15 protein-coding genes and 2 pseudogenes are annotated in these 22543 nt (G+C 58.1%); 7 read left to right on the top strand and 10 right to left on the bottom strand.

What is annotated here, in order from left to right:
* Nucleotides 1–266: 266 nt before the first annotated feature.
* On the bottom strand, nt 267–797 hold the full coding sequence (locus RBB80_RS29950) for an SRPBCC family protein (protein WP_433965791.1): 531 nt from the start codon (nt 795–797) through the stop codon (nt 267–269).
* 244 nt (nt 798–1041) lie between these two features.
* Between RBB80_RS29950 and RBB80_RS29955 the strand changes: the two genes are divergently transcribed.
* The 6 genes from RBB80_RS29955 (at nt 1042) to RBB80_RS29980 (ending at nt 6278) form a co-directional block, all read left to right on the top strand.
* Nucleotides 1042–2073 carry an alcohol dehydrogenase gene (locus RBB80_RS29955; RefSeq protein WP_433965792.1) on the top strand — a complete coding sequence of 344 codons (1032 nt, stop codon included), beginning with the start codon at nt 1042–1044 and terminating at the stop codon, nt 2071–2073.
* Between the two features lie 110 nt (nt 2074–2183).
* Nucleotides 2184–2765 carry a PEP-CTERM sorting domain-containing protein gene (locus RBB80_RS29960; protein ID WP_433965793.1) on the top strand — a complete coding sequence of 194 codons (582 nt, stop codon included), beginning with the start codon at nt 2184–2186 and terminating at the stop codon, nt 2763–2765.
* A gap of 137 nt (nt 2766–2902) precedes the next feature.
* The gene (locus tag RBB80_RS29965) at nt 2903–3790 is read left to right on the top strand and encodes a class II fructose-bisphosphate aldolase (RefSeq protein WP_433965794.1); all 888 of its coding nucleotides are present in this window, start codon (nt 2903–2905) and stop codon (nt 3788–3790) included.
* 42 nt (nt 3791–3832) lie between these two features.
* Nucleotides 3833–4399 (top strand): DUF417 family protein, encoded by a 567-nt coding sequence (locus RBB80_RS29970; RefSeq protein WP_433965795.1) that lies wholly within the window; start codon nt 3833–3835, stop codon nt 4397–4399.
* A gap of 553 nt (nt 4400–4952) precedes the next feature.
* Nucleotides 4953–5438, top strand: a complete 486-nt coding sequence (locus tag RBB80_RS29975; RefSeq protein ID WP_433965796.1) for a hypothetical protein — start codon at nt 4953–4955, stop codon at nt 5436–5438.
* Nucleotides 5439–5954: 516 nt separating this feature from the next.
* Nucleotides 5955–6278 carry a hypothetical protein gene (locus RBB80_RS29980; RefSeq protein WP_433965797.1) on the top strand — a complete coding sequence of 108 codons (324 nt, stop codon included), beginning with the start codon at nt 5955–5957 and terminating at the stop codon, nt 6276–6278.
* A gap of 34 nt (nt 6279–6312) precedes the next feature.
* Here RBB80_RS29980 and RBB80_RS29985 read toward each other — a convergent pair whose 3' ends face one another.
* The 8 genes and pseudogenes from RBB80_RS29985 to RBB80_RS30020 form a co-directional block, all read right to left on the bottom strand.
* On the bottom strand, nt 6313–6708 hold the full coding sequence (locus RBB80_RS29985; RefSeq protein ID WP_433965798.1) for a hypothetical protein: 396 nt from the start codon (nt 6706–6708) through the stop codon (nt 6313–6315).
* Between the two features lie 172 nt (nt 6709–6880).
* A complete protein-coding gene (locus tag RBB80_RS29990) occupies nt 6881–7840 on the bottom strand; it encodes an IS5 family transposase (protein ID WP_433964127.1) in 960 nt (319 codons plus the stop codon).
* Between the two features lie 670 nt (nt 7841–8510).
* Nucleotides 8511–12700: pseudogene (rpoC, locus tag RBB80_RS29995) on the bottom strand (DNA-directed RNA polymerase subunit beta').
* A gap of 197 nt (nt 12701–12897) precedes the next feature.
* Nucleotides 12898–17384 (bottom strand): annotated as a pseudogene (gene rpoB / locus RBB80_RS30000) (DNA-directed RNA polymerase subunit beta).
* Nucleotides 17385–18019: 635 nt separating this feature from the next.
* The gene (gene rplL / locus RBB80_RS30005) at nt 18020–18394 is read right to left on the bottom strand and encodes a 50S ribosomal protein L7/L12 (protein WP_179585103.1); all 375 of its coding nucleotides are present in this window, start codon (nt 18392–18394) and stop codon (nt 18020–18022) included.
* A gap of 138 nt (nt 18395–18532) precedes the next feature.
* Nucleotides 18533–19246 (bottom strand): 50S ribosomal protein L10, encoded by a 714-nt coding sequence (gene rplJ, locus RBB80_RS30010; RefSeq protein ID WP_433965799.1) that lies wholly within the window; start codon nt 19244–19246, stop codon nt 18533–18535.
* 78 nt (nt 19247–19324) lie between these two features.
* The gene (gene rplA / locus RBB80_RS30015) at nt 19325–20035 is read right to left on the bottom strand and encodes a 50S ribosomal protein L1 (RefSeq protein WP_179585107.1); all 711 of its coding nucleotides are present in this window, start codon (nt 20033–20035) and stop codon (nt 19325–19327) included.
* A 162-nt stretch (nt 20036–20197) separates the two neighbouring features.
* A complete protein-coding gene (locus RBB80_RS30020) occupies nt 20198–20494 on the bottom strand; it encodes a hypothetical protein (RefSeq protein WP_433965800.1) in 297 nt (98 codons plus the stop codon).
* A 376-nt stretch (nt 20495–20870) separates the two neighbouring features.
* Here RBB80_RS30020 and RBB80_RS30025 point away from each other — a divergent pair, with 376 nt between their 5' ends.
* Complete coding sequence (locus RBB80_RS30025) at nt 20871–21968, top strand: SPL family radical SAM protein (protein WP_433965801.1); 1098 nt, start codon at nt 20871–20873, stop codon at nt 21966–21968.
* Between the two features lie 130 nt (nt 21969–22098).
* Here RBB80_RS30025 and rplK read toward each other — a convergent pair whose 3' ends face one another.
* On the bottom strand, nt 22099–22533 hold the full coding sequence (rplK, locus tag RBB80_RS30030; RefSeq protein WP_179585113.1) for a 50S ribosomal protein L11: 435 nt from the start codon (nt 22531–22533) through the stop codon (nt 22099–22101).
* Between the last annotated feature and the right edge of the window lie 10 nt (nt 22534–22543).

The following is a 22543-nucleotide window of genomic DNA, read 5'->3' on the forward strand; positions in this document are numbered from 1 at the left end:
GCCAGTGTTCCCCCGATCTGGCTCAGAAACTTGCGGCGGTTATGTTGGTTGAGGTTGGGTTGAGAGTTGGCATGCGAGGACGCGAGGTCCTGTAAGGGAGGCGGGATAACAGGTGTGTCATGCATGCGACGTTGTAGCACCGGCTCGGGTAAGGCACAATCGAAAAAACAGAGTTGCACCAAAAAATGGCGCTGCGCGATCAGAGCAGCTGAGCTGAGCGGATCTTGTCAGACATTGGGGCTAGTCCTATCTGAAGCTGCTGCTGATTATGGGTGTTCCGCCGCGGCTTTCATGTTGGCGAGACCTTTGTCGAAGTCGGGGCCTACCACCTTGTCCATCGAGGTGAAGACGCTCATCACTCTGCCGGGGAAGAACCTCATCGGGCCGTTCATGATCCAGTTGACGCGGGTGTCGGAGCCTTGCGGTTCGAGCACGAAGTCGGCTGTGCTGTGGCTTTCGAAGGGTTTGAGGAAGTCGATTTTGATGGTGGTTTTTGCGGGTTCGATGGCGAGGATCTCCATGCGGCCCTTGCCTACTTTGCTGTTCCCTTCCCACTCGTAGACGGAACCGACGGCACTGGATGGGCCAGAGTAGGTGGTCTTCATGTCGGGATCGAGGTGCGCCCAGGGCGACCAGGCGTTCCATTGATGGAAGTCGTCGATGAGTGCGGAGATCTTTTCGGGCGGAGCGGCGATGGTGGTGGAGCGCTCGACTCGGAAGCTGCTCGGCCTGGTAAACGTGAGGAGAAGGATCGCAGCGACAGCCAGAACGACGATGAGGCCAATTGCTTTGAACATAGTGGCTCCTGGGAGTGAGCCGCCAGTATAGGGGCGCGAAGATGGTTTGCGCCAGCGAATGCCTACTTCCGTGGGGGGCTGGGGGAGGACCAATTTGTCGGAATTTTTTCGATCCGCGAATGTCGGCCGTAGCATCGAAGTTTTTGTTTGATGATCTGTTCGCGCGAAGGCGGCACTATGGGCGAGCGGATTCCGTCGCATCCCCAGCAAAGCGTTTTTGTGATGAGAGCTTACAGGAGGATTTATGGCAGCAGCAGTCGCAGTAGCAACGATGAAGGTGGCTGAGGTTCCCGCGCCCGGCGGTGACTTCCAAATCGTGGAGCGCACAATTCCTAACCCAGATGCGGGACATGTGCGAATCAAGGTGCTTGCCTGTGGTGTGTGTCATAGTGACGCGCTGACGAAAGAAGGTGCGTGGCCTGGAATTCAGTATCCGCGCGTACCGGGACACGAGGTGGCCGGCGTTATTGATGAGGTGGGGGCGGGTGTATCGGAGTGGAAGAAGGGGCAGCGCGTGGGTGTCGGCTGGCATGGCGGCCATGACGGGACGTGTCTCTCGTGTCGGCGGGGAGACTACAACAACTGCCAGAATATGAAGATTCCGGGCATCAGTTATGACGGCGGATACCAGCAATACATGGTGGCTCCCGTGGAGGCTCTGGTGGCGATGCCGGATAGTCTGAGTGACGTTGAAGCGGCACCGTTGCTCTGCGCTGGAATTACTACGTTCAACGCGCTGCGGCACAGCGGTGCGCTCCCTAGTGACCTGGTTGCGGTGCAGGGTATCGGTGGTCTGGGTCATCTTGGAATCCAGTTCGCAAGCAAATTTGGTTATAACGTTGCAGCGATCGGGCGCGGGCCGGAGAACGCGGCGCTCGCGAAGAAGCTCGGGGCAAATGTGTTCATTGACAGCAAAGCGACGAACGCGGCCGAGGAGTTGCAGAAGCTGGGCGGGGCAAAGGTTATTCTGGCGACAGCGCCAAGCTCAAAGGCGATGTCCGAGCTGATCAACGGCCTGGGACCGAACGGTAAGCTTGTGGTGATCGGCGCATCGTTCGACCCCATTGAGGTGACACCGATACAGCTGATCACTGGAGCTCGAACGATTCAAGGCTGGGCTTCGGGGATACCGACGGACTCCGAGGACACACTGCGCTTCGCGGAACTGACTGGCGTGCGTCCTATGATCGAAACTTATCCGCTCGAAAAAGCAGCCGAGGCTTATGCGCGGATGATGAGCGGGAACGCACAGTTCCGCGTGGTTTTAACGATGTGACTGCGAACCAGGGGGTCTGGCGGGATAGATGTCGTGAACTTATAGATTGACCCGGCGCCGTTTCGGGTCTAGAGTAAGCGTGCCTTAGAAGAGGAATTTAGGAGGCGTTCATGCGTCGATCCCTTTGTCTTCTGTGTCTTCTGCTCTTTGGTTCTTACCTGGCGGCCCGAGCCGATCCTCTGGTGACGGTTACCGTCAACTATATTTTCCACTTCGGTGACGATACGGGCTCGACTACGTTCTCGTTCGATCCCGACAAGGTGTTCTTCTATCCCCAACCGAACTTTCAGTTCGATTTCATTTACCCCCTCATTCAGTCTCCCATATTTTCGGACGGGGGCAGCTTCGCCACAGTAGATTTCTTTAGCGGATCCATCGCCTTCAGCAGTGAACCAAATTTCATTTACGATTTCATCATCGACGACAGCTGCCAGAACATCCCTCCTCTCAACGACACCGGGGCGGTACCAACCTTCGTAACAACGACCTGCCACGGTGGCGGCGTTTACGATAGCTTCGGCGGCGGCGGGGACCCCCATTCGGAGGTCGTGGGAATTGACTCGCTCGAATACGTGGTGACGGGAGACGCGGCCACACCTGAGCCGTCGAGTCTTGTCCTGCTCGGCACTGGGCTTGCCGGTTTCTTGCAAATTGGCTTCTGCCGCATGCGAGCTGCCCGGAGGGCTTCGTAGCGGGGCGCATGCCCTTTGACGAGAGCTTACACACTTTTGCGGCGGAAGACGGTTCGCGCTATGGCGCGAATGCCCACATCTCAAAATCGAGATATGGGGCACCGGCCAGTCTCGACCATGAAAGAGGTGTGCATTCCATGCAGACACTAGAGAAGGTTCTACAGCAGGCGCGACAACGCGGAGTGGCGATCGGTCACTTCAATGTCTCCGACCTGGTTCTGTTGAAGGCGGTCTTCGCCGCGGCGCAAGAGCTGAGTGTTCCCGTGATCGTTGGTGCTTCCGAGGGCGAGCGCGCCTTTATGGGAGTTCACCAGATCGTGGCTCTGGTAAGCAGCCTGCGTGACGAATTTGATGTGCCAATCTTTCTGAACGCGGATCATACGCACTCCCTCGCTCACGCGGAGGAGGTGGCACGGGCGGGGTTCGATTCAATCGTCTTCGACCTCTCCGCATTGCCCTGGGAAGAGAATGTGCGCCAAACCCGGGAGGCTGTCGCCGCGCTGAAAGCAATCAATCCTTCGATCCTTATTGAAGGAGAGATTGGCGATATCGGTACAGGCTCTGAGATCCACGAATCGGTGCCTGACCTGTCCAAAGGGCTGACAAGCCCGGAACAGGCAAAGCAATTCGTCGAGGAGACAGGCGTCGATATTTTGGCCCCCGCCGTCGGCAACATGCACGGAATGATAAGCAGTATGGTTCGGGGAGAGGTGAAGAAACGGCTGGATATCGAGAGAATTGCCGCCATCAAAAAAGCGACACAGGTGCCCTTGACCCTGCACGGCGGCTCAGGAACGGATGATGACGATTTTCGCAAGGCCATTGTCGCCGGGATCAACATCATCCATATCAATACGGAGTTGCGCGTTGCCTGGAGACGCGGCCTCGAGGCCAGTCTGGCCAAAAAACCAGACGAGGTCGTTCCCTATAAGATCCTTCCGCCGGTGATTGAGGCGGTGAAGGAAGTGGCTAGCTCTCGCATGGTGCTGTTCAATAGCGCTGCCCCAGTTGGTCAAAGGGCGTAGCTCGCATCTTAAGGATTGATCATCCCATGAAGGAGTCCATTTATGACTGAAACCACATCCGCTGGGGCGTCGGGCGATGGTGTGCGCGGATCTCAAGCGAACACAGGTAACGAACTGCAGGCGAAGAGTGTTCTAACGAAGATTGCGGCGTTTGTCGCAGAGCGAAATATCCCTTTCCTTGTCTGCAGCATTGGAATGATCGTGATGCTGCTGTGGGCAGGCAAGTTCAAGATGACAGCACCTGGAGCAGAGGGCATCATCCCGCTCGTCAGTAACAGCCCACTTACCAGTTGGCAGTTCAAGGTCTTTGGACCATATGTTCTGGGGGATATGATCGGGGCCACGGAATGGACGGCGGCAATACTCCTGATCATTGGCTACTTTAAACCGAAAGCAGGCATCGTGGCCGGGATCATTCTGGTCGGCATGTTCTTCACCACAAGCTCCATGTTGATCACGACTCCGGATGACACCGTCGTGGTTCACGGCATCCATTACATGAACAATCTTGGCCTGTTTCTCTTCAAGGACATTATCTCTTTCGGAGTTGCGTTCTATCTGATCAGCTACTATGGCCGGAAAGCGATCGCGGCTGAGAATCAGAGATGATGGTCTGCGGGGAACAATCTGTTCTATAACTCGTGACGCGGAGGTTCGCGCACTGCGCGAATGCCCACATCTCAAAATCGAGATATGGGGCGCCCGGCAGATTCAGATATGGGCCACCCGCCGCTTGGCGCGAGTGCCCGTTCATGCAATGAGAGTGTATGAATGGGGCACCCGAGTGCATTGGAACTTCATGTATTAGCCACCCGCCGACGTTATTTCGTTGACATTTTTGAGTGAGCTGGAGCAACATCATCTGCCTCAGCGTCCTGTTTGATTACCGTGACACGACAATCTGTTCCTGCACCGGGCCCTCTGGAGGTGATGCTTGCGTCACCAAGTGCGCAGTTTGGGCCTCAACGGTCAATTGGAATTGCTCCAATCCAAGCTGTGTCCCATCCTTGATTAGTGAAGCATTCTGGACTTGGCTCCGAGATAGTGCCTCGGCTCACGGTGCCCGTGACCGCTTGTCATTCACTCCTGCGAATTGCTGGCAGTTCGTAAGCGATCCGCCGGAAAACCTACAGGCTTGGCTCAGACCTACAAGGAGGTCTCTATGAAACACCGCCTAATTTCGATGCTCACGATTCCCGTAGTTACAATTTGCTTCGGAGTGATTTCAGGCTCGTCTGCCATCGCTCAATCTGCTGATACTGAGTCCGCCAAGACACAGTCAGGCGACCGGGACTGCTCGAATCGATCGATCTTTGGCGCTTACGGATCTGCCAGCCAAGGTGTGTTGCTCCCTGCACCCGGGGTTGTCCTGCAGTTTAGAAGCGTGCAGATGACTCGTTTCGATGGCAGGGGCAATCTGACGTGGATGGAGCACACCGTTATCAACGGTACGCCCGCAGGCCCAGGCTGGACGCCAGCCCGTGGAACATACACCGTCAATTCGGATTGCACTGGAATGGCTACGGTGAATACCCCCAATAGCCCTGTTCCGCTTAATCTCTTCTTCGTGGTGGTCAAGCATGGCACGGAGATACACATGATACTCAACTCAGACGCGGTCTCCACCGTATTTAACAAAGTCGAGTAATCGCCGACGTTAGTCATTGCCGTCTTTCGAGCGAACTCGCTAGATTCCAACTTTATGCAGGGCGAATCACTCGCCAAGCAATCGCAATCGCTCGCTCGGAACGAAGGTAGCATTTGGTCGTCCGGATCAAGAAGTGCCCAGCAGAAACTTGATCTGCTCAAGATCTCGGCTACTTTTGCGGCGGAAACGGTTCGCGCGTGGCGCGAATGCCCACATCTCAAAATCGAGATATGGGGCACCCGGCAGATTCAGATATGGGCCACCCGCCTTGGGTTCTTGAACTGACTACACTCCCACCCTTCGCAAAGTGCGCGAAGGATGAACGATCTGCGCACTGAGCCAAGAGGGTTCGGCGCGTGGCGCGAATGCCCACATCTCAAAATCGAGATACGGGGCACCCGTCATTGGAGTTTTCATGTATGGGTCAGGGGCCCGAAAATTAGATAGTCGCTCCAAATAATTTGGTAAAGTTCCCAAATGCCGAGTTCTATCAAAACATTGAATCTAGAAGAGGGCATGCCTACCCTTGAAGAGGCTCGTGTACGACTGGCGCAAGTGCTGAAGTTTGAGAGCAGCACTCCAGTAGCCCTAAAGCTAATTCACGGTTACGGATCGTCGGGAAAGGGCGGCGTGCTTCGTGATGGAATTAGAAAATCACTCCTGCTACGACAGAAAGAGGGCCTGATCTCTTTTTTTGTGACTGGCGAGAAGTGGTCAATCTTCGAACTAAATTCGCAAAGAGCGATGGAGATGATTCCACAATTGCGCAGCGATTCTGATCTAGAGAAGTGGAACCGTGGAATCACAATCGTGGTTATCGGTGTACAAAACAAAGTCTGACTTAAAGTCTGGAATCTCGAACGTTGCGCTTGATTTAGCGCGTACCGAACTTGCTCATAAATTGATCTACCGCACCTTCGAGTTGTTGAACATAAATCTGGTCACTTGAAGTGTAGTAGACACCATTAATTTTGAATCTAAGATAGCGATATAAGTCGCTAAGCCAACCAAATCCGCGAAGTTTTCGCGTCGCTATTTGGATTTCCACATTAAGTTCAGCATCTGCAGTGATGAACAATTCTTTGGCTTGGTCTAGTTTCCTTTTATTTTTATTTATGGCGACCAATGCCGTCTCATTCTTCTTTGCGGCTTCATCTATTTCATCACATACCCTATTGATCTCGGAGGCTTTGGAATAGGTTGCGTAGGCACCTATACCAATTGCGACTAGAATGCCCACACCCGGAAGAACAAGATGGCCAAGGGCCATGCCGCCGCCTCCTGTAGCAAGCGATCCACCGCCTAAGGAACCTCTGCGTAGGCGTCTGACTTTCTGGGGTCAGGGAGTGGGCATGGAAGATGCGCGGGTTTTGGTTGGTTTGATGCTGTTGGAGGGCTAATTGGAACGCGCATCCGCCCGTTTTCCGGGGCTTCCAGGCGCACTACTGCCCAAGGACTGCCAGACGTTTGCGGTGCAGGTACAGGTTCACCAGCGCGAAGTTCGCGCACAGGCGGTGATGGTTCTTCGCGATGCCTCTGTATCTCACTTTGTCGAAGCCGAAGATGCGCTTCAGGATCCGGAACGGATGTTCTACCTTGGCCCGCACCCTCGACTTACTCCGGTTCTTCTTTTTCTGTAACTCGTCGACATAGTTTTTGAACTTCGTCCGCTTGCAGGTCATGTCCTGTGCCTTCGGAGCGGCCTCTTGGATGGCGTCGGTCTGGCCCTGATAGCCGCCGTCGCCCCACACCTTACGCTCTTGGCCGTGCAGCAGTTCCGGTAACATGTGGCAGTCCGCCACGCTGGCTGCGCTCGTCGCCACAGAGTGGACGATGCCCTCCCTCGCGTCCACGCCGATATGCGCCTTCAGGCCGAAGTACCACTGGTTGCCCTTCCTGGTCTGGTGCATCGCCGGGTCGCGCTCGCCACTCGCGTTCTGGGTCGACGAAGGCGCATGCAGGATGGTCGCATCGACAATCGTGCCCGTCGCGATCCGGATGCCCCTGGCATCCAGATGCACGTTCACCGCATCCAGCATCAACCCGCCCAGCTCGTGCCTCTCCAGCAGATGACGGAACCGCAGGATGGTCGTCTCATCCGGCGCAGGCGCAATCCCAAGGTCCACGCCAACGAACCGCCGCAGCGCCGCAGACTCGTACAACGCCTCTTCCACCCCAGGGTCCGACAGATTGAACCACTGCTGCACAAAGTAAGTCCGCAGCATGATCGCCAACCCTACCGGCTGCCGTCCCTTGCCCGCCTTCGCATAGTGCGGTCGTACCAGGGCTTCCAGCGCAGACCATGGAACCACCTGCTCCATCTCGTCCAGAAACAACTCCCGCCGACTCTTCCGCCCGTACTTCTCAAACACACCCTGACTCGACAGACTCTGCTGCTTCATCGCAATCTCCTCGCAGCTATCAGATTAATCAATCAGGCAAGCGATGCAGAACTTGTGCAGACTCTCCCTAAAGCCGCCCACCCTGCATTTGAAGCAGCTGCGCCGGAAATGCCGTAGATGGCTGTGCCTGTCGATGCGATACCTAAAATCTGAACTCCCTGCCATGCGAGGATCGCAGCTGACGCTCCGGCGGAAGCACCTATCAACGTGTATCCGGCGGAGCCTATGTCAAGCTTCGACTCCTGCTTAGATAAGGCAAACGTAGATACACTTCGGGGCGAAACTGCGTCATGTTCAATTTCTTTGGGAGTCCGAGTGCTCAGGCACTGTGGATAAAGCATATTATGTGCAATCCAAAGCTGCTTCTTGGTTCTATCAAACGCGACTCTCAGACGTTCTATGGTCGCTTCAATGTCAGAGTTGGCCTCATTTAGTTGGTAAATCCCTTGATCATATGCTGACTTACAAACGTCGAAACGGCTCTTTGCCTTGTCAAGGGGGCCCCTACCACCAAGAGTGACTATATTTTGGACAACTTTCCAAAAACTCATCCCTAATTTGTACCGGATGACAATTCATGTTCAAAGGATAATTTCCAACAAACAACGGCAGAGCCGAAGCTCTGCCGTTGTTTGTTTTTGGGCGAAGCGCGTTTCGCCATAACGCGAAGTTACTCGGCGGCTAGTTCTTCTTGTTCGCCTTCCATGCGCATCTGCTCTAGCTCGCGCTCTTCGGCTTCGATGGCGGATGCCACTTCCTGCTGGACCTGGGCTGCCGCTTCTTCCAGCTCTGGTGAGAGCTGGACGTTGCGGTAGTACTCCATGCCCGTGCCGGCGGGGATGAGGCGGCCTACGATGACGTTTTCCTTGAGGCCACGGAGCGTGTCGATGGAGCCGTTGATGCTGGCTTCCGTGAGTACGCGGGTGGTCTCCTGGAAGCTGGCGGCCGAGATGAAGCTGTCGGTCGAGAGCGACGCCTTGGTGATGCCGAGGAGGAGCGAACGACCGATGGCAGGCTTGCCGCCGGACATCAACACGCGCTGGTTCTCGGCGTTGAAGCGGAAGCGGTCGGTCTGCTGATCGACGAGGAAGCTGGTGTCACCGACTTCTTCGATCTTGACCCAGCGAAGCATCTGACGAACGATGGTTTCGATGTGCTTGTCGGAGATGGTAACGCCCTGGAGCCGGTAGACTTCCTGGATTTCGTTGACGAGGTACTGCTGGAGTGCGCGCTCGCCGAGAACTTCCAGAATGTCGTGCGGGTTGCGAGGACCGTCGATGAGTGCATCACCGGCACGGAGGCGTTCGCCTTCCTGCACGTTGACGTACGTACCGCGGGGAACGCTGTACTCCTCTTCCTGACCGTTGTCGGCAGTGACGTAGACCTTGCGCTGGCCCTTCGAAACTTCGCCGAAGCGAACGACACCATCGATCTTGCTGATGATTGCCGGGTCGCGCGGCTTGCGGGCCTCGAAGAGTTCGACGACGCGTGGGAGACCGCCGGTGATGTCCTTGGTACGCGTTGTTTCGCGTGGGATCTTGGCAAGGATGTCGCCGGGGTAGATCTCGTCGCCGTCGGCCACCATGAGGTGAGCGCGTGAAGGCATGAGGTAACGCTTGTTGCCGTGAGCGGACTTGATGATGATCGCGGGCTGACGCTTCTCGTCGGAGGAGTCGGTGACGACAAGACGGCTGAGGCCGGTGACTTCGTCGACTTCTTCGTTGAGCGTGAGGCCTTCCTGGAGGTCCTTGAACTGGACGGTTCCAGCGATCTCGGTGAGGAGGGAGAAGGTGTAGGGATCCCACTCGCCGAGGCGCGTGCCCTGCTGTACCTGCTGGCCCTCTTCGACCTTGAGCTTGGCGCCGTAGACGACAGCGTAACGCTCCTTCTCGCGGCCCTTCTCGTCAACAATGGCGAGCGAACCGTTGCGGTTGAAGGCGACCAGGCCGCCGTCCTTGGAGCGAACGGTGACGAGGTTGATGAAGCGCACGGTGCCGATGTTCTTGGCCTCGAGGTGCGAGGCGTCGGATACGCGCGATGCCGTACCGCCGATGTGGAAGGTACGCATGGTGAGCTGGGTGCCGGGCTCGCCGATGGACTGCGCCGCGATGACGCCGACGGCTTCGCCCATCTCGACCATCTTGCCGGAGCCGAGGTTACGGCCGTAGCAGAGGATGCAGACGCCGCGCTTGGATTCGCAGGTGAGGACCGAGCGGATCTTGACGCGCTCGATACCCGCGGCCTGAACGGCGCTGGCGAGATCTTCGTCGATCTCCTGGTTGACGTCGACGATGGTCTTGCCCTCGAAGTCCTTGAGCTTCTCGAGCGAGACGCGGCCGATGATGCGGTCGCGCAGAGGCTCGATGGTCTCGCCGGCTTCGATGATGGGGGTGACGTAGATGCCTTCGACGGTGCCGCAGTCGTTGTGCGAGATGATGACATCCTGCGCAACGTCGACCAGACGGCGGGTGAGGTAACCCGAGTCGGCGGTCTTGAGTGCGGTGTCGGCGAGGCCCTTACGTGCGCCGTGCGTCGAGATGAAGTACTGCAGCACGGTGAGGCCTTCGCGGAAGTTCGCCGTGATGGGGGTTTCGATGATCTCGCCGGAGGGCTTGGCCATCAAACCACGCATGCCGGAGAGCTGGCGGATCTGCTGTTTGGATCCACGAGCACCGGAGTCGGCCATGATGTAGATCGGGTTCATGGCTCCTTCCTTGTCGGCACGCTTCATGTTGTTGAACATCTCGTCGGCGACGCGCTCGGTGACTCCGGACCACATCTGGATGACCTTGTTGGAGCGCTCACCGTTGGTGATGGCTCCGTCGAGGTACTGCTGCTGCATGGCGAGAACCTGCTTTTCGGCTTCGCCCACGACGGTGTACTTGGAGTCGGGGATGACCATGTCGTCCAAGCCCACAGAGAGGCCGGAGCGCGTGGCATAGGTGAAGCCGAGATCCTTGACGCGGTCGAGGGTCTTGACGGTGACTTCGAGGCCGAGGTTCAGGTAGCAGTAGTTGATGAGCTGGCCGATGCCCTTCTTCTTGAGCAGGCCGTTGACGTAAGGCATGCCCTCGGGGAGCGCATCGTTGAGGATGGCGCGGCCGACGGTCGTGTTGATGTACTGCTTGTTGAACTCGACCGGCTCGGTGTGGGTGAGGTCCTGATCGTCGTACGCGGTGGTCATGTCGAGGACAGGGCCGGTGTAGCGCAGACGGATCGGGGTGAGGGTCTCGACCTGCTTCGCTTCGAGAGCCATGAAGACCTCTTCGATGTTGGCGAAGACGCGGCCTTCACCCTTGGCGTTAACCTTCGCCTTGGTGAGGTAGTAGAGGCCGAGGACGAGGTCCTGCGTCGGGACGGTGATCGGTTGCCCAGACGCCGGGGACAAGATGTTGTGCGAAGCGAGCATGAGAACGCTGGCTTCGATCTGGGCCTCGGGCGAGAGCGGGATGTGAACGGCCATCTGGTCGCCGTCGAAGTCCGCGTTGAAGGCGGTGCAGACGAGCGGATGAATCTTGATCGCCTTACCTTCGACGAGCACGGGCTCGAAGGCCTGGATGCCGAGACGGTGAAGAGTCGGGGCGCGGTTTAGAAGGACCGGGTGATCCTTGATGACCTCTTCGAGGATGTCCCAGACGATGGGCTCCTGCATCTCGACCATCTCTTTGGCCTGCTTGATGGTGGTGCAGTGGCCGGTCTGCTCGAGACGGTGATAGATGAAGGGCTTGAAGAGCTCGAGCGCCATCTTCTTGGGAAGACCGCACTGGTGCAGCTTGAGTTCGGGACCAACGACGATGACCGAACGGCCGGAGTAGTCGACGCGCTTGCCGAGGAGGTTCTGACGGAAGCGTCCCTGCTTGCCCTTGAGGGTGTCGGAGAGCGACTTCAGCGGACGGTTGTTCGCGCCACGGAGCACGCGACCACGACGGCCGTTGTCGAAGAGAGCATCGACGGCTTCCTGCAACATGCGCTTCTCATTGCGGACGATGACCTCAGGTGCGTGAAGGTCCATCAGCTTCTTGAGGCGGTTGTTGCGGTTGATGACGCGGCGATAGAGGTCGTTCAAGTCGGACGTGGCGAAGCGGCCGCCGTCGAGCGGAACGAGGGGACGAAGCTCTGGCGGGATCACGGGGATCACGTCGAGGATCATCCACTGCGGCAGGTTGTCGGACTTGCGGAAGGCTTCGACGATCTTGAGACGCTTGGAGTACTTGAGCTTCTTCTGCAGCGAGGTCTCGGTCTTCATGCGCTCGCGCAGCTCAATGGCGAGCTCGGTGACTTCAACGCGCTTGAGGAGTTCCTTGATGGCCTCGGCGCCCATCATGGCCTTGAAGCCGGAGGGGCGGTACTGCTGGTCGAGCTCGCGGAACTTGGTCTCGTCCTTGATGACTTCACGCTCTTTGACGGGCGCGTCGCCTGGATCGACGACGACGTAGGACTCGAAGTAGAGGACGGCTTCGAGCTCACGCAGGCTGATGTCGAGCAGGTGGCCGATACGCGAGGGAAGGCCCTTGAAGAACCAGACGTGCGAGCAGGGCTGGCGAGCTCGATGTGGCCGAGGCGCTCGCGGCGGACCTTCGAGAGGGTGACTTCGACGCCGCACTTGTCGCAGATGACGCCGCGGTGCTTCATGCGCTTGTACTTGCCGCAGAGGCACTCCCAGTCGGTGATGGGGCCAAAGATGCGGGCGCAGAAGAGGCCGTCGCGCTCGGGCTTGAAGGTGCGGTAGTTGATGGTTTCCGGCTTGGTGACCTCGCCATGCGACCAGCTGCGGATCTTCTCGGGGCTGGCGAGCTGGATCTTGATGGCGTCGAAGTCGGCGATGGGTCCGGTCAGTTCAAATGGGCTGGAGCGAAACATATTTGACGTCTCCGTATGCAGTGTCTGGCGTTTGTTGCGCCTTGCTGCTGGTTACTGCTGCTTTACTTCTGCTGGGCGGTGGGTGGTTAGGTCCGTCGCCTGCTTCTCTTTATTGCTCTTCCCTTCGGCCGGCCCTTCGTGAATGTTGAGCGTGAGCCTCATTCAGAAGGACCGTGCCTGGGGTGGAGCGGTATCGACTAATCTGCTGCGGCGATGGCTGGCAGCGGCTGCTTCTTCTGGTCGGCCTGTTTGATCAGTTCGACGTCGAGGCAGAGGGACTGCAGTTCGCGGATAAGAACGTTGAACGACTCGGGAACACCCGGCTCGATGGCAGCTTCGCCCTTGACGATGGCTTCGTAGATCTTGGTACGGCCGAAGACGTCGTCGGACTTGGCGGTGAGCAGCTCCTGCAGGATGTAGGCGGCGCCGTAAGCTTCAAGGGCCCAGACCTCCATCTCACCGAAGCGCTGTCCGCCGAACTGCGCCTTACCGCCCAGCGGCTGCTGAGTGATGAGCGAGTACGGTCCGATGGAACGAGCGTGGATCTTGTCGTCGACAAGGTGCGACAGCTTGAGCATGTAGATGTAGCCAACGGTGGCGGGCTGCTCGAAGGGTTCTCCGACCATTCCATCGTAGAGCTGCGACTTGCCCGAGCTGGGAAGACCAGCGGCCTTGAGAAGCGCCTTGATCTCGGTCTCGCGTGCGCCGTCGAAGACTGCCGTGCCGAACCAGATACCACGCTTCATGCCGGCGGCAACGCGCAGGGTCTGCTCGTCGTCGAGGTCAAGAAGCTGGTTGAGTGCGGCGGTACCGGCGAAGCGCGCCTTGAAGAGCTCGCGTACTTCGTTGGCCGACTGCATGGTTGCGGCGAGTTCGGCGACCTGCTGACCAAGCTCATGTGCAGCCCAGCCAAGGTGTGTCTCGAGGATCTGACCGACGTTCATACGCGAAGGCACACCGAGCGGGTTGAGGACGATCTCGACCGGGGTTCCATCGGGGAGGTACGGCATGTCTTCCTCAGGGAGGATACGTGCGATAACACCCTTGTTGCCGTGGCGGCCGGCCATCTTGTCACCGACAGAGAGCTTGCGCTTCATGGCGATGTAGACCTTGACCATCTTGATGACGCCAGGCGAGAGCTCGTCGCCCTTCTGCATCTTGCCGATCTTCTCGTTGGTGATCTTGCGGAGAACATCGATCTGGCGTGAGGTCATCTCCTCGATCTCATCGATCTGCTCGTTGACGCGGGGTCCTTGTCGGCGTAGCGGATGCGCTTGAGGTTACGAGTGCTGATGAGCTCGATGGCGTCGCGGTCGAGGACGTCGCCCTTGTTGAGCAGCTTCTTGTTGGTGCGCTCGTCGTGGAGGTCGGCGAGAACTTCCTTCGCTCCGAGGATCGCTTCGAGGCGCTTGAGGCGTTCATCCGTCAAAATGCGGATTTCATCCGCAAGATTGCGCTCGAGCTTCTCGATCATCTCCTGCTCGATCTGCTTGGCGCGCTCGTCCTTCTCCTGACCCTTGCGAGAGAAGATGCGGACGTCGACGACGGTGCCTTCGATACCCGGAGGGCACGTGAGCGAAGCGTCGCGAACATCGCCGGCTTTTTCGCCGAAGATGGCGCGGAGGAGCTTCTCTTCCGGCGTCAGTTGAGTTTCACCCTTCGGCGTTACCTTGCCGACGAGGATGTCGTTGTGACCGATCTTCGCGCCGATGCGGATGATGCCCGAGTCGTCGAGATCGCGGAGTGCGTGCTCGCTGACGTTGGGGATATCGCGCGTGATCTCTTCCGGCCCAAGCTTCGTGTCGCGGGCTTCGATCTCGAACTCCTCGATGTGGATCGAGGTGTAGTAGTCCTCGCGGACCAGCTTCTCCGAGATGAGGATCGCGTCCTCGAAGTTGTAACCGCGCCACGGCATGAAGGCGACCAGGACGTTACGGCCGAGGCCGAGTTCGCCCTGCTCGGTGCAAGGACCGTCGGCGATAACCTGACCCTTGACCACGCGATCACCCTTGCGGACGATCGGCTTCTGGTTGATGCAGGTGTTCTGGTTGGAGCGCTTGAACTTCGTGAGCTGGTAGATGTCCGAGCCAACCTCACGCGAGAGCTGCGTGGGGTGATGCTCGCCTTCTACGCGCACGATGATGCGCTCAGAGTCGACCGAGTCGATGATGCCGTTACGCTTGGCCAGAATGACGGCGCCGGAGTCGCGGGCGGTGACGCCCTCCATACCGGTACCGACGAACGGAGCCTCAGCGACGAGCAGAGGAACCGACTGCCGTTGCATGTTGGCGCCCATCAGTGCGCGGTTGGCGTCGTCGTGCTCGAGGAACGGAACCAAGCTTGCGGCGACCGAGACGAGCTGCTTCGGCGAGACGTCGACGTAGTCCACTTCAGACTTGTTGACGAGGACGAAGTTGCCCTGACGACGAGCGTCGACGACATCCTGCACGATGTTCAACTTCTCATCGAGCTCGATGTTCGCCTGCGCGATCGTGTGGCGATCTTCTTCCCAGGCCGAGAGGTAGAAGCTGAAGGGGGCGAGGTCCATGGTTCGCTTGCCGGCCCTTTTCAGCTCTGCATTCTTGGCACGGGCCTCTTCGATCTCGAGGTAGTCACCTTGACGCAGACCGGACTCGCCGGCGTTCGAGACAGAGACATAGTCGAGCGCACGGCCATCCTTCACGCGGCGGTAGGGAGACTCGATGAAGCCGTACTCGTTGATGCGTGCAAAGCAGGAGAGTGACGAGATAAGACCGATGTTCGGGCCTTCGGGCGTCTCAATCGGGCAGATGCGGCCGTAGTGAGTGGGGTGCACGTCGCGGACTTCGAAGCCTGCGCGCTCACGGGACAGACCACCGGGCCCAAGGGCGGAGAGGCGGCGCTTGTGCGTGATCTCCGACAGGGGGTTGGTCTGGTCCATGAACTGCGAGAGCTGCGAGGAGCCGAAGAACTCACGAATCGCGGCCATGACTGGCTTGGCGTTGATGAGGTCGTGCGGCATCGCGGTCGACATCTCCTGATAGACCGACATCTTTTCCTTGATGGCGCGCTCCATACGGACGAGGCCGATGCGGAACTGATTCTCCATCAGTTCACCGACGGCGCGGACGCGGCGGTTGCCAAGGTGATCGATATCGTCAACTACGCCGATGTTCTTGCGCAGCTTGAGCAGGTAGCGAATGGTGCCGTAGAAGTCCTCGAGGGTCAACGTGCGCTTGTCGAGGCCAGAGGGATCCTGGTTCTCGTAGAGCTTGATGTTGAACTTGAGGCGGCCGACACGCGAGAAGTCGTACTTGCGCGGATCGAAGAACATACCTTCAAAGAGCGCCGTCGCGGTGTCGAGGGTCGGTGGATCGCCGGGACGCAGCTTGCGGTAGATCTCGATGAGAGCTTCTTCGGGCTTGCGCACAGAGTCGCGGCGAAGGGTGTTGGTGATGATGTTGCCCACGTCGTCGCGCTCGGGGAAGAAGACCTCGAGGTTGGTGACGCCGGACTGGATGATCTTGTGCAGCTTGTCGGCGGTCAGCTCCTGGTTGGCTTCGTAGAGCAGCTCGCCTGTGGTGAGATCAACGACGTCGGCGGCAGTCATGGCACCGTCAAACTCGCTGGTCTCGACTTCCACTGCGTCGATCTTGTGGCTGCGCAGACCCTTCATCGTGTGAGCGGAGATCTTGCGTGTGGCCGGTGCGATCTCTTCACCCTTGACGGTGACGGCGTGGGCCGGACGGGTGCCCTGCAGGTTGCTGAGCTGACCCTCGGGAGCGACCTTCCAATGAAGTTTGCCGTCGGCTACGTTGATGGTGTCGACGGTGTAGAAGGTCTTGAGGATCTCCTCGTCGGTGCGCAGGCCGAGCGCGCGCAGGAAGATGGTGCCGAGGAACTTGCGCTTGCGGTCGATGCGGACGTAAAGGGTGTTTTTCTGGTCGTACTCGAACTCGACCCAGCTGCCGCGGTACGGAATGATCTTACCGAGGAAGTAGGTGCGGTTGTTCGCGGTCTCGAAGAAGACGCCGGGCGAACGATGGAGCTGCGAGACGATGACGCGCTCGGTACCGTTGACGATGAAGGTGCCGTTCTGGCTCATCAGCGGAATGTCGCCGAAGAAGACCTCCTGCTCCTTCATGTCGCGGAGGCTCTTGACGCCGGTCTCGGGGTCCTTGTCGTAGATCTTCAGGCGGATGGTGACCTTGAGAGGGGCAGAGTAGGTCATGCCGCGCTCTTCGCACTCTGCCTGGTCGTACTTCAGCTGCAGGCCGACAGGGTCGCCGCACTTGGTGCAGAAGTCAGGGGTGTTCTTGTTGTAGGTTCCGCAGAAGTTGCAGAGCACATCGCCCGGGTGGAAGGGGTCGGTGATGACCATGTGGCCGCAGTTGGTGCAGGCGGTGCGCAGGTGGTTGAGGCCCTTGAGGTAGCCGCACTTGCACTCCCAGTTGCCGATGGAGAAGTCGACGAACTCTAGCTCGGAGACGTTACGGAAGTCTGTGATGGGGAAGACCGAGGTAAAGACCGACTGCAGGCCATTGTCCTCGCGTTCCTGCGGGAGCTTGTCCATCTGCAGGAAGCGCTCGTAGCTGCGGCGCTGCACTTCGATGAGGTTGGGGATCTGAATGGATGTGGGGATCTTCGAAAAATCAAGACGACTACGGATCGCGCGCATTTCGCTGTTGTTGGACTCGCCAGACATGCTCTCTCCTGAAAACTGACCTTCGAGGCCTCCCGAGTGTGTCTGCCTGCATCCTATTGCTGGCTTCACTCGTTAGGGGAGGGCATCGGTCAGGCCCTCCGGGTTTGGTTCTGATCGCGCAGTCTTGAAGATCTTCGGGTCTTGCTGTCCTCGATGGCAGCGAGTCCCGTGCGCAAAATGTCTTGCCGTAATGGTCCGCGGCGCGGATAAATCTTGAAACTTTTACTACCTGCCGGCGTTCGAAGCTGCTATAAAGAACGCGTGCAGCGTACTGTTGGCTCCTATAGCGGAGACAATGCCGATAAACACGGCAAAGCGCTCGCGGGGACAGCATGCCCCATGAGCGCAAAGGTCGACTTGTGCACTGTTTCTATATGAGTACTAGTAATGCCTGCCGCCATTGAGGTTCGCCTACCCCAAAGTTGTGCCGCTCGCATGATTCTTATTGCACTATGCGCATCCGCCGCTCGAAGCGTATAGTGGCCGGTTCCTTAACCTGTGAAGACAGGATGATCCGGGTACAACGAAGTTTTTTCGGGATACCGCTGACCGCCTACGAGCACGTCAAGGCGGAACGAATTTTCTCTAACGTCAAGAATATCGCGTTCCGCCTTATAGTGCAAGCTAACAGTTAACTACTTGATTTCGATAGTGGCAACGCCTTCGAACTTCTTGGCGATGGCTGCTGCATCATCCTTCGAAATGTTCTCCTTCAAGGGCTTGGGAGCGGCATCGACCAGGTCCTTGGCTTCCTTCAGCCCAAGAGCGGTGACTTCGCGTACAGCCTTGATGGTGTTGATCTTATTCGCGCCCGCATCCTTGAGGATGACGGTGAATTCGGTCTTCTCTTCGACCGGAGCCGCTGCCGCTGCGCCGCCGCCCGCTGCCGGGGCTGCAACTGCTGCTGCTGCCGAAACGCCGAGACGCTCTTCGAGCTTCTTGACCAGAGCCGAAGCCTCGAGGAGGCTGAGGCTAACGATTGAATCTTCCAACTGCTGGATGTCTGCCATGTTATTTCTCCAATTAGAACTGAACTTTGTGGTGCTTATTGCTCTTCCAAAGCCTGACTGCGCTTCGGCTGCCTATGCCTTCCAGGGTTTCCGTTGCGCCCAGACCAGCGCCCCCGGGAAGACCAGGCGAAACTTGTTTTAGCCTTCGACCGGGTCCGTGGTCGCGGCTTCCCCACCCTGCGACGCGGTGGAGTTCTCGGGCTGCTCAGTGGCTGCAGCTTCAACAACGTGGGCCTCGGCAACGAGCTGACCTTCAGCGGCGGGTGCTTCGGCAACCGCGGCTTCTGCCTTGGGCACTTCGACTGCAGCTGCCGGAGCGGCTGCGCCGGCGAACTTGCCCTTCTCGACGCCCTGGTTGATGACAACGGCGAGATCGCGGCCGGTGGCGTTGATAACTGTGGCCAAACGCTGCGCAGGCGACTGAATGAGGAAGAGAAGCTTCGAGAAGAGCTCTTCCTTGCCTGGCATGGTGGCAAGATCGCCAATCTCGCGGACGTCGATCACCTTGCCGTCAACGATGCCCAACTTGAAGGTGAACTCGGCGTTGTCCTTGACCCAGGTCGAAAGGGCCTTGGCCAGAGCAACCGGGTCGCCCGAGGTGTAGGCGACAGCCGATACGCCCTTGAGCCCCTGCAGCGCCGACTCGATCTTGGTGCCTTCGCTGGCGCGTGCAGCCAGCTTATTCTTGACGACGTGGTAGTTTCCGCCGGCCGCGCGAACAGTCTTACGCAGCTCGAAGTCCTTCGCGGCGGTGAGGCCCTTGAAGGTGCCGATGATAGCGGAGGTCGAGTGCTCGAGCTCGGTCGCGAGCTGCTTCACCTTCTCCGTTTTTGATGCTCTGGACAATGCCATGACTGAATCCTCTTCGCTTTCGCTCCCCCTGCTCCTCGCTTCCGCGGCCAGAGGGGGTTTCCTGCTAACTAAAATTAATTAGGCCTTGCCTGCCAGTTCGGCAGCGGCGTAGTCGAGCTGGATGCCGGGACCCATCGACGAGCTCAGCGTGACGCCCTTGATGTACTTGCCCTTGGCGGCCGACGGCTTGGCTTTCACAACGCTCGTAATGACGGTCATCGCGTTGTCGACCAGCTTCTGCGGATCGAACGAGAGCTTGCCAACCGGAACGTGCACCAAAGCTGTCTTGTCGGTGCGGAACTCGATCTTACCGGCCTTGATCTCCTTGACGGCAGCAGCAACGTCGGTGGTGACCGTGCCCGTCTTCGGGTTCGGCATCAGACCCTTGGGGCCGAGCACCTTGCCGAGACGTCCGACCGAACGCATCATGTCGGGGGTTGCAATCAGAGCATCGAAGGCGGTCCAGCCTTCTTTCTGAATCTTCTCAACCAGCTCTTCGCCACCGAAGAACTCAGCGCCAGCGGCCTCTGCTTCCTTGATGCGATCGCCCGAGGTGATGACGGCAACAATCTTGGACTTGCCAAGGCCGTGCGGGAGGACCACGGTGCCACGAACCATCTGGTCCGCGTGGCGGGGATCAACCCCGAGGCGCATCGTCAGGTCGACGGTCTCGTCGAACTTCGCATACTTTGCTTTTTGCAGGAGCGGAACTGCGTCCGCCAACAGATAAGGACGGGGCTCTACGAGCGCACGCGCCTTTACTAGATTCTTAGAGAGTTTCCTTGCCATTTTCCCTCGTCTCCCACCCCTCTGGAGCTGATCTCTCCGGGCGTGGTTATCGACTGGCCCCAACTGGACATTGAGGCACTCTTATGAGTATGCCTAGAACTCAAGGAAACGTCAACAATAAGCCACATTTATAGTTCTGGTGGTCAAAATATTCGGAACGGCTTACTTCGTCGTCGCGTGACTCTCCGGATATGCAGCGATTAACATCCGCCCCTCATCCTCATTGATAGCCGTCAGGGAAAACTGTACGGACCCTCCGCCTTGCACGGAGCTGCTAAGTGTATCGAGAGCAAAGAAGTAAACCTTGTTAGGTTCAGCTGTTAGAAGATTCAGCGCAACGAGTTTAGACAGCTTTTGATCATTCGAATCCCAAGCAGCACACAAATGATGAACTCCAGGCATTACTGGGAAAACCAAAAAGGAGTTGCCTTGAGTTGCGCCAACCCACTTGGCATCCATTCCCACCTTGCTGAGCGGCCCGCAACGGCCAAGGCAATGGCCGTCAAATCGCTAATCTGCGTTATGTAAATTAGCGCTTTATCGGGTGAAGGTGAGGTCGGAGTCGGTGAGACCAAATTTGTTGTGAACTTAGTGTCCGAAGGTCCACAGGCTGCCTGGGCTGCTGAAGTGGTTCGAAGATCCTGTGCTCCTACGATCCCTGTGAAGAGAAGAGCTAAGAGCGGCAAACAATTGATTTTCATGGACAACTCCCGAGCTAATTGTGCGGCATTTTCATTGCGCACCTCAACAATTTCTTCACAGAGTTAAGCACCTACTAATTGGCCCTTGACGGATTCGGAATGTGCGCCTATTGTCAACACCATTAGGCGAATAAATGGCGAAAATAAATGGCGCGTCGTTGTTCCCGATTCTTCCCCCGAGCCCTGTGGGGATCGCTCGTATGGCGGCTCAGGCAAAGCACGCCGATGACGGCCACCAGATCGAATTCAAGACGCTGGAAGTGCGAAGCATCCTGAATAAATCGGTGTCGAAGAGACAGCTGTCACTGGCCTACAGCATCAACCCGTACCGCGGGTGCGAGTTCGGCTGCAAGTACTGCTATGCACGGTATACGCATGAGTTTATGGCTCCAAAAACTGCGGCTGAGACGAGCCCAGCGGTCGCGACGAACGCGATGGATTTGCGAGATCCGTTGGCGTTCGAGCGAATGATCTTCCTGAAGCAGAACGCAGCGTGGCTGCTGGAGCAGGAGTTGAAGAAGATCGATCCGGCGGACGAAGTCGCACTGGGTACCGCCACCGATCCCTACCAGCCGATCGAGCGGCGGGCGAGGATCACACGCAGTCTTCTGGAGGTGTTTGCGCGAAAAGAGGGTTACCGCCTTGGGATTGTGACGAAGTCGCGCCTGATCGAACGCGATATCGATCTGCTGGTAGAGGTTGCTCGACGCAATACCTTGGTGGTGCACGTGACGATTACGACACCGGATGCGGCGCTGGCGCGTCTGCTGGAGCCGCGCGCGCCCCGGCCTGATCTACGCTTTCAGGCGGTCAAGCGACTGCGGGAGGCGGGGATCGTCGCCGGAGTCTTCGGCTCGCCGCTCCTGCCTGGCATCACGGATAACCAAGAGGCGCTGGACAACATGGCTCGTCGCTCCGCGGCAGTGGGAGCGAGCTTCTTCGCCGCGCACCCACTCTTCCTCAAGCCGTGCTCACGTCCTACTTACCTGAGCTTCGTTCGTGAGCACTTCCCTGCCCTTCAGGCCGACTACGCCAAACGCTTCGCCACCGCGGACTTTGCCGGAAGAGAGTATCGAGAGCGGTTGGCGAAGATGGTCGACGGTGCCTGCCGGAGATACGGCCTGGGGAAGCGTTCGAGCGATGCCCTGCTCACTCGGGACGAAGAGGGCGGAGGCAGGAGACCGGTCCAAAGTTCGCGCACGACTTCGAGACAGCAAAGACTATTTGCTTAGGCCACAAGGAAGGCCAGGCCAAAGGCCCGGTTAACGCTGACAGAGGACGCCCGGAACTCATCATCGACAGACAGTGTCGGTGATGAGTTCCTTGCGTCCTCGCTTGAAGAAAGTTGCGAACAGCCCTGAGTTAGCCTACTACTTCAATGCCCATCGAACGTGCAGTGCCGCGAATGGTCTTCGCTGCGGCCTCGACCGTGGTTGCGTTCATGTCGGGCATCTTTTGGGTGGCGATTGCGATGATCTGCTTCTCGGTCACCTTGCCCTTCTTCTCCTTGTTCGGAGTACCGGAGCCCTTCTCAATGCCAGCGGCCTTGAGCAGGAGGACTGGAGCCGGAGGAGTCTTGGTGATGAAGCTGAAGGTGCGGTCCGCGTAGACGCTGATGACAACGGGGATGGTGAGTCCGGCCATGTCAGGCGCCTTGGTGCGCTCGTTGAACTGCTTGCAGAACTCCATGATGTTGACCTGAGCCTGGCCGAGCGCGGGGCCGACCGGAGGTGCAGGGGTGGCCTTGCCGGCCATAATCTGAAGCTTGACGTATCCAGTGATCTTCTTCGGTGCCATTCGGGGTAAA

It is taken from the genome of Tunturiibacter gelidiferens (genome assembly GCF_051013345.1).
GTDB classification, from domain to species: domain Bacteria; phylum Acidobacteriota; class Terriglobia; order Terriglobales; family Acidobacteriaceae; genus Edaphobacter; species Edaphobacter gelidiferens_A.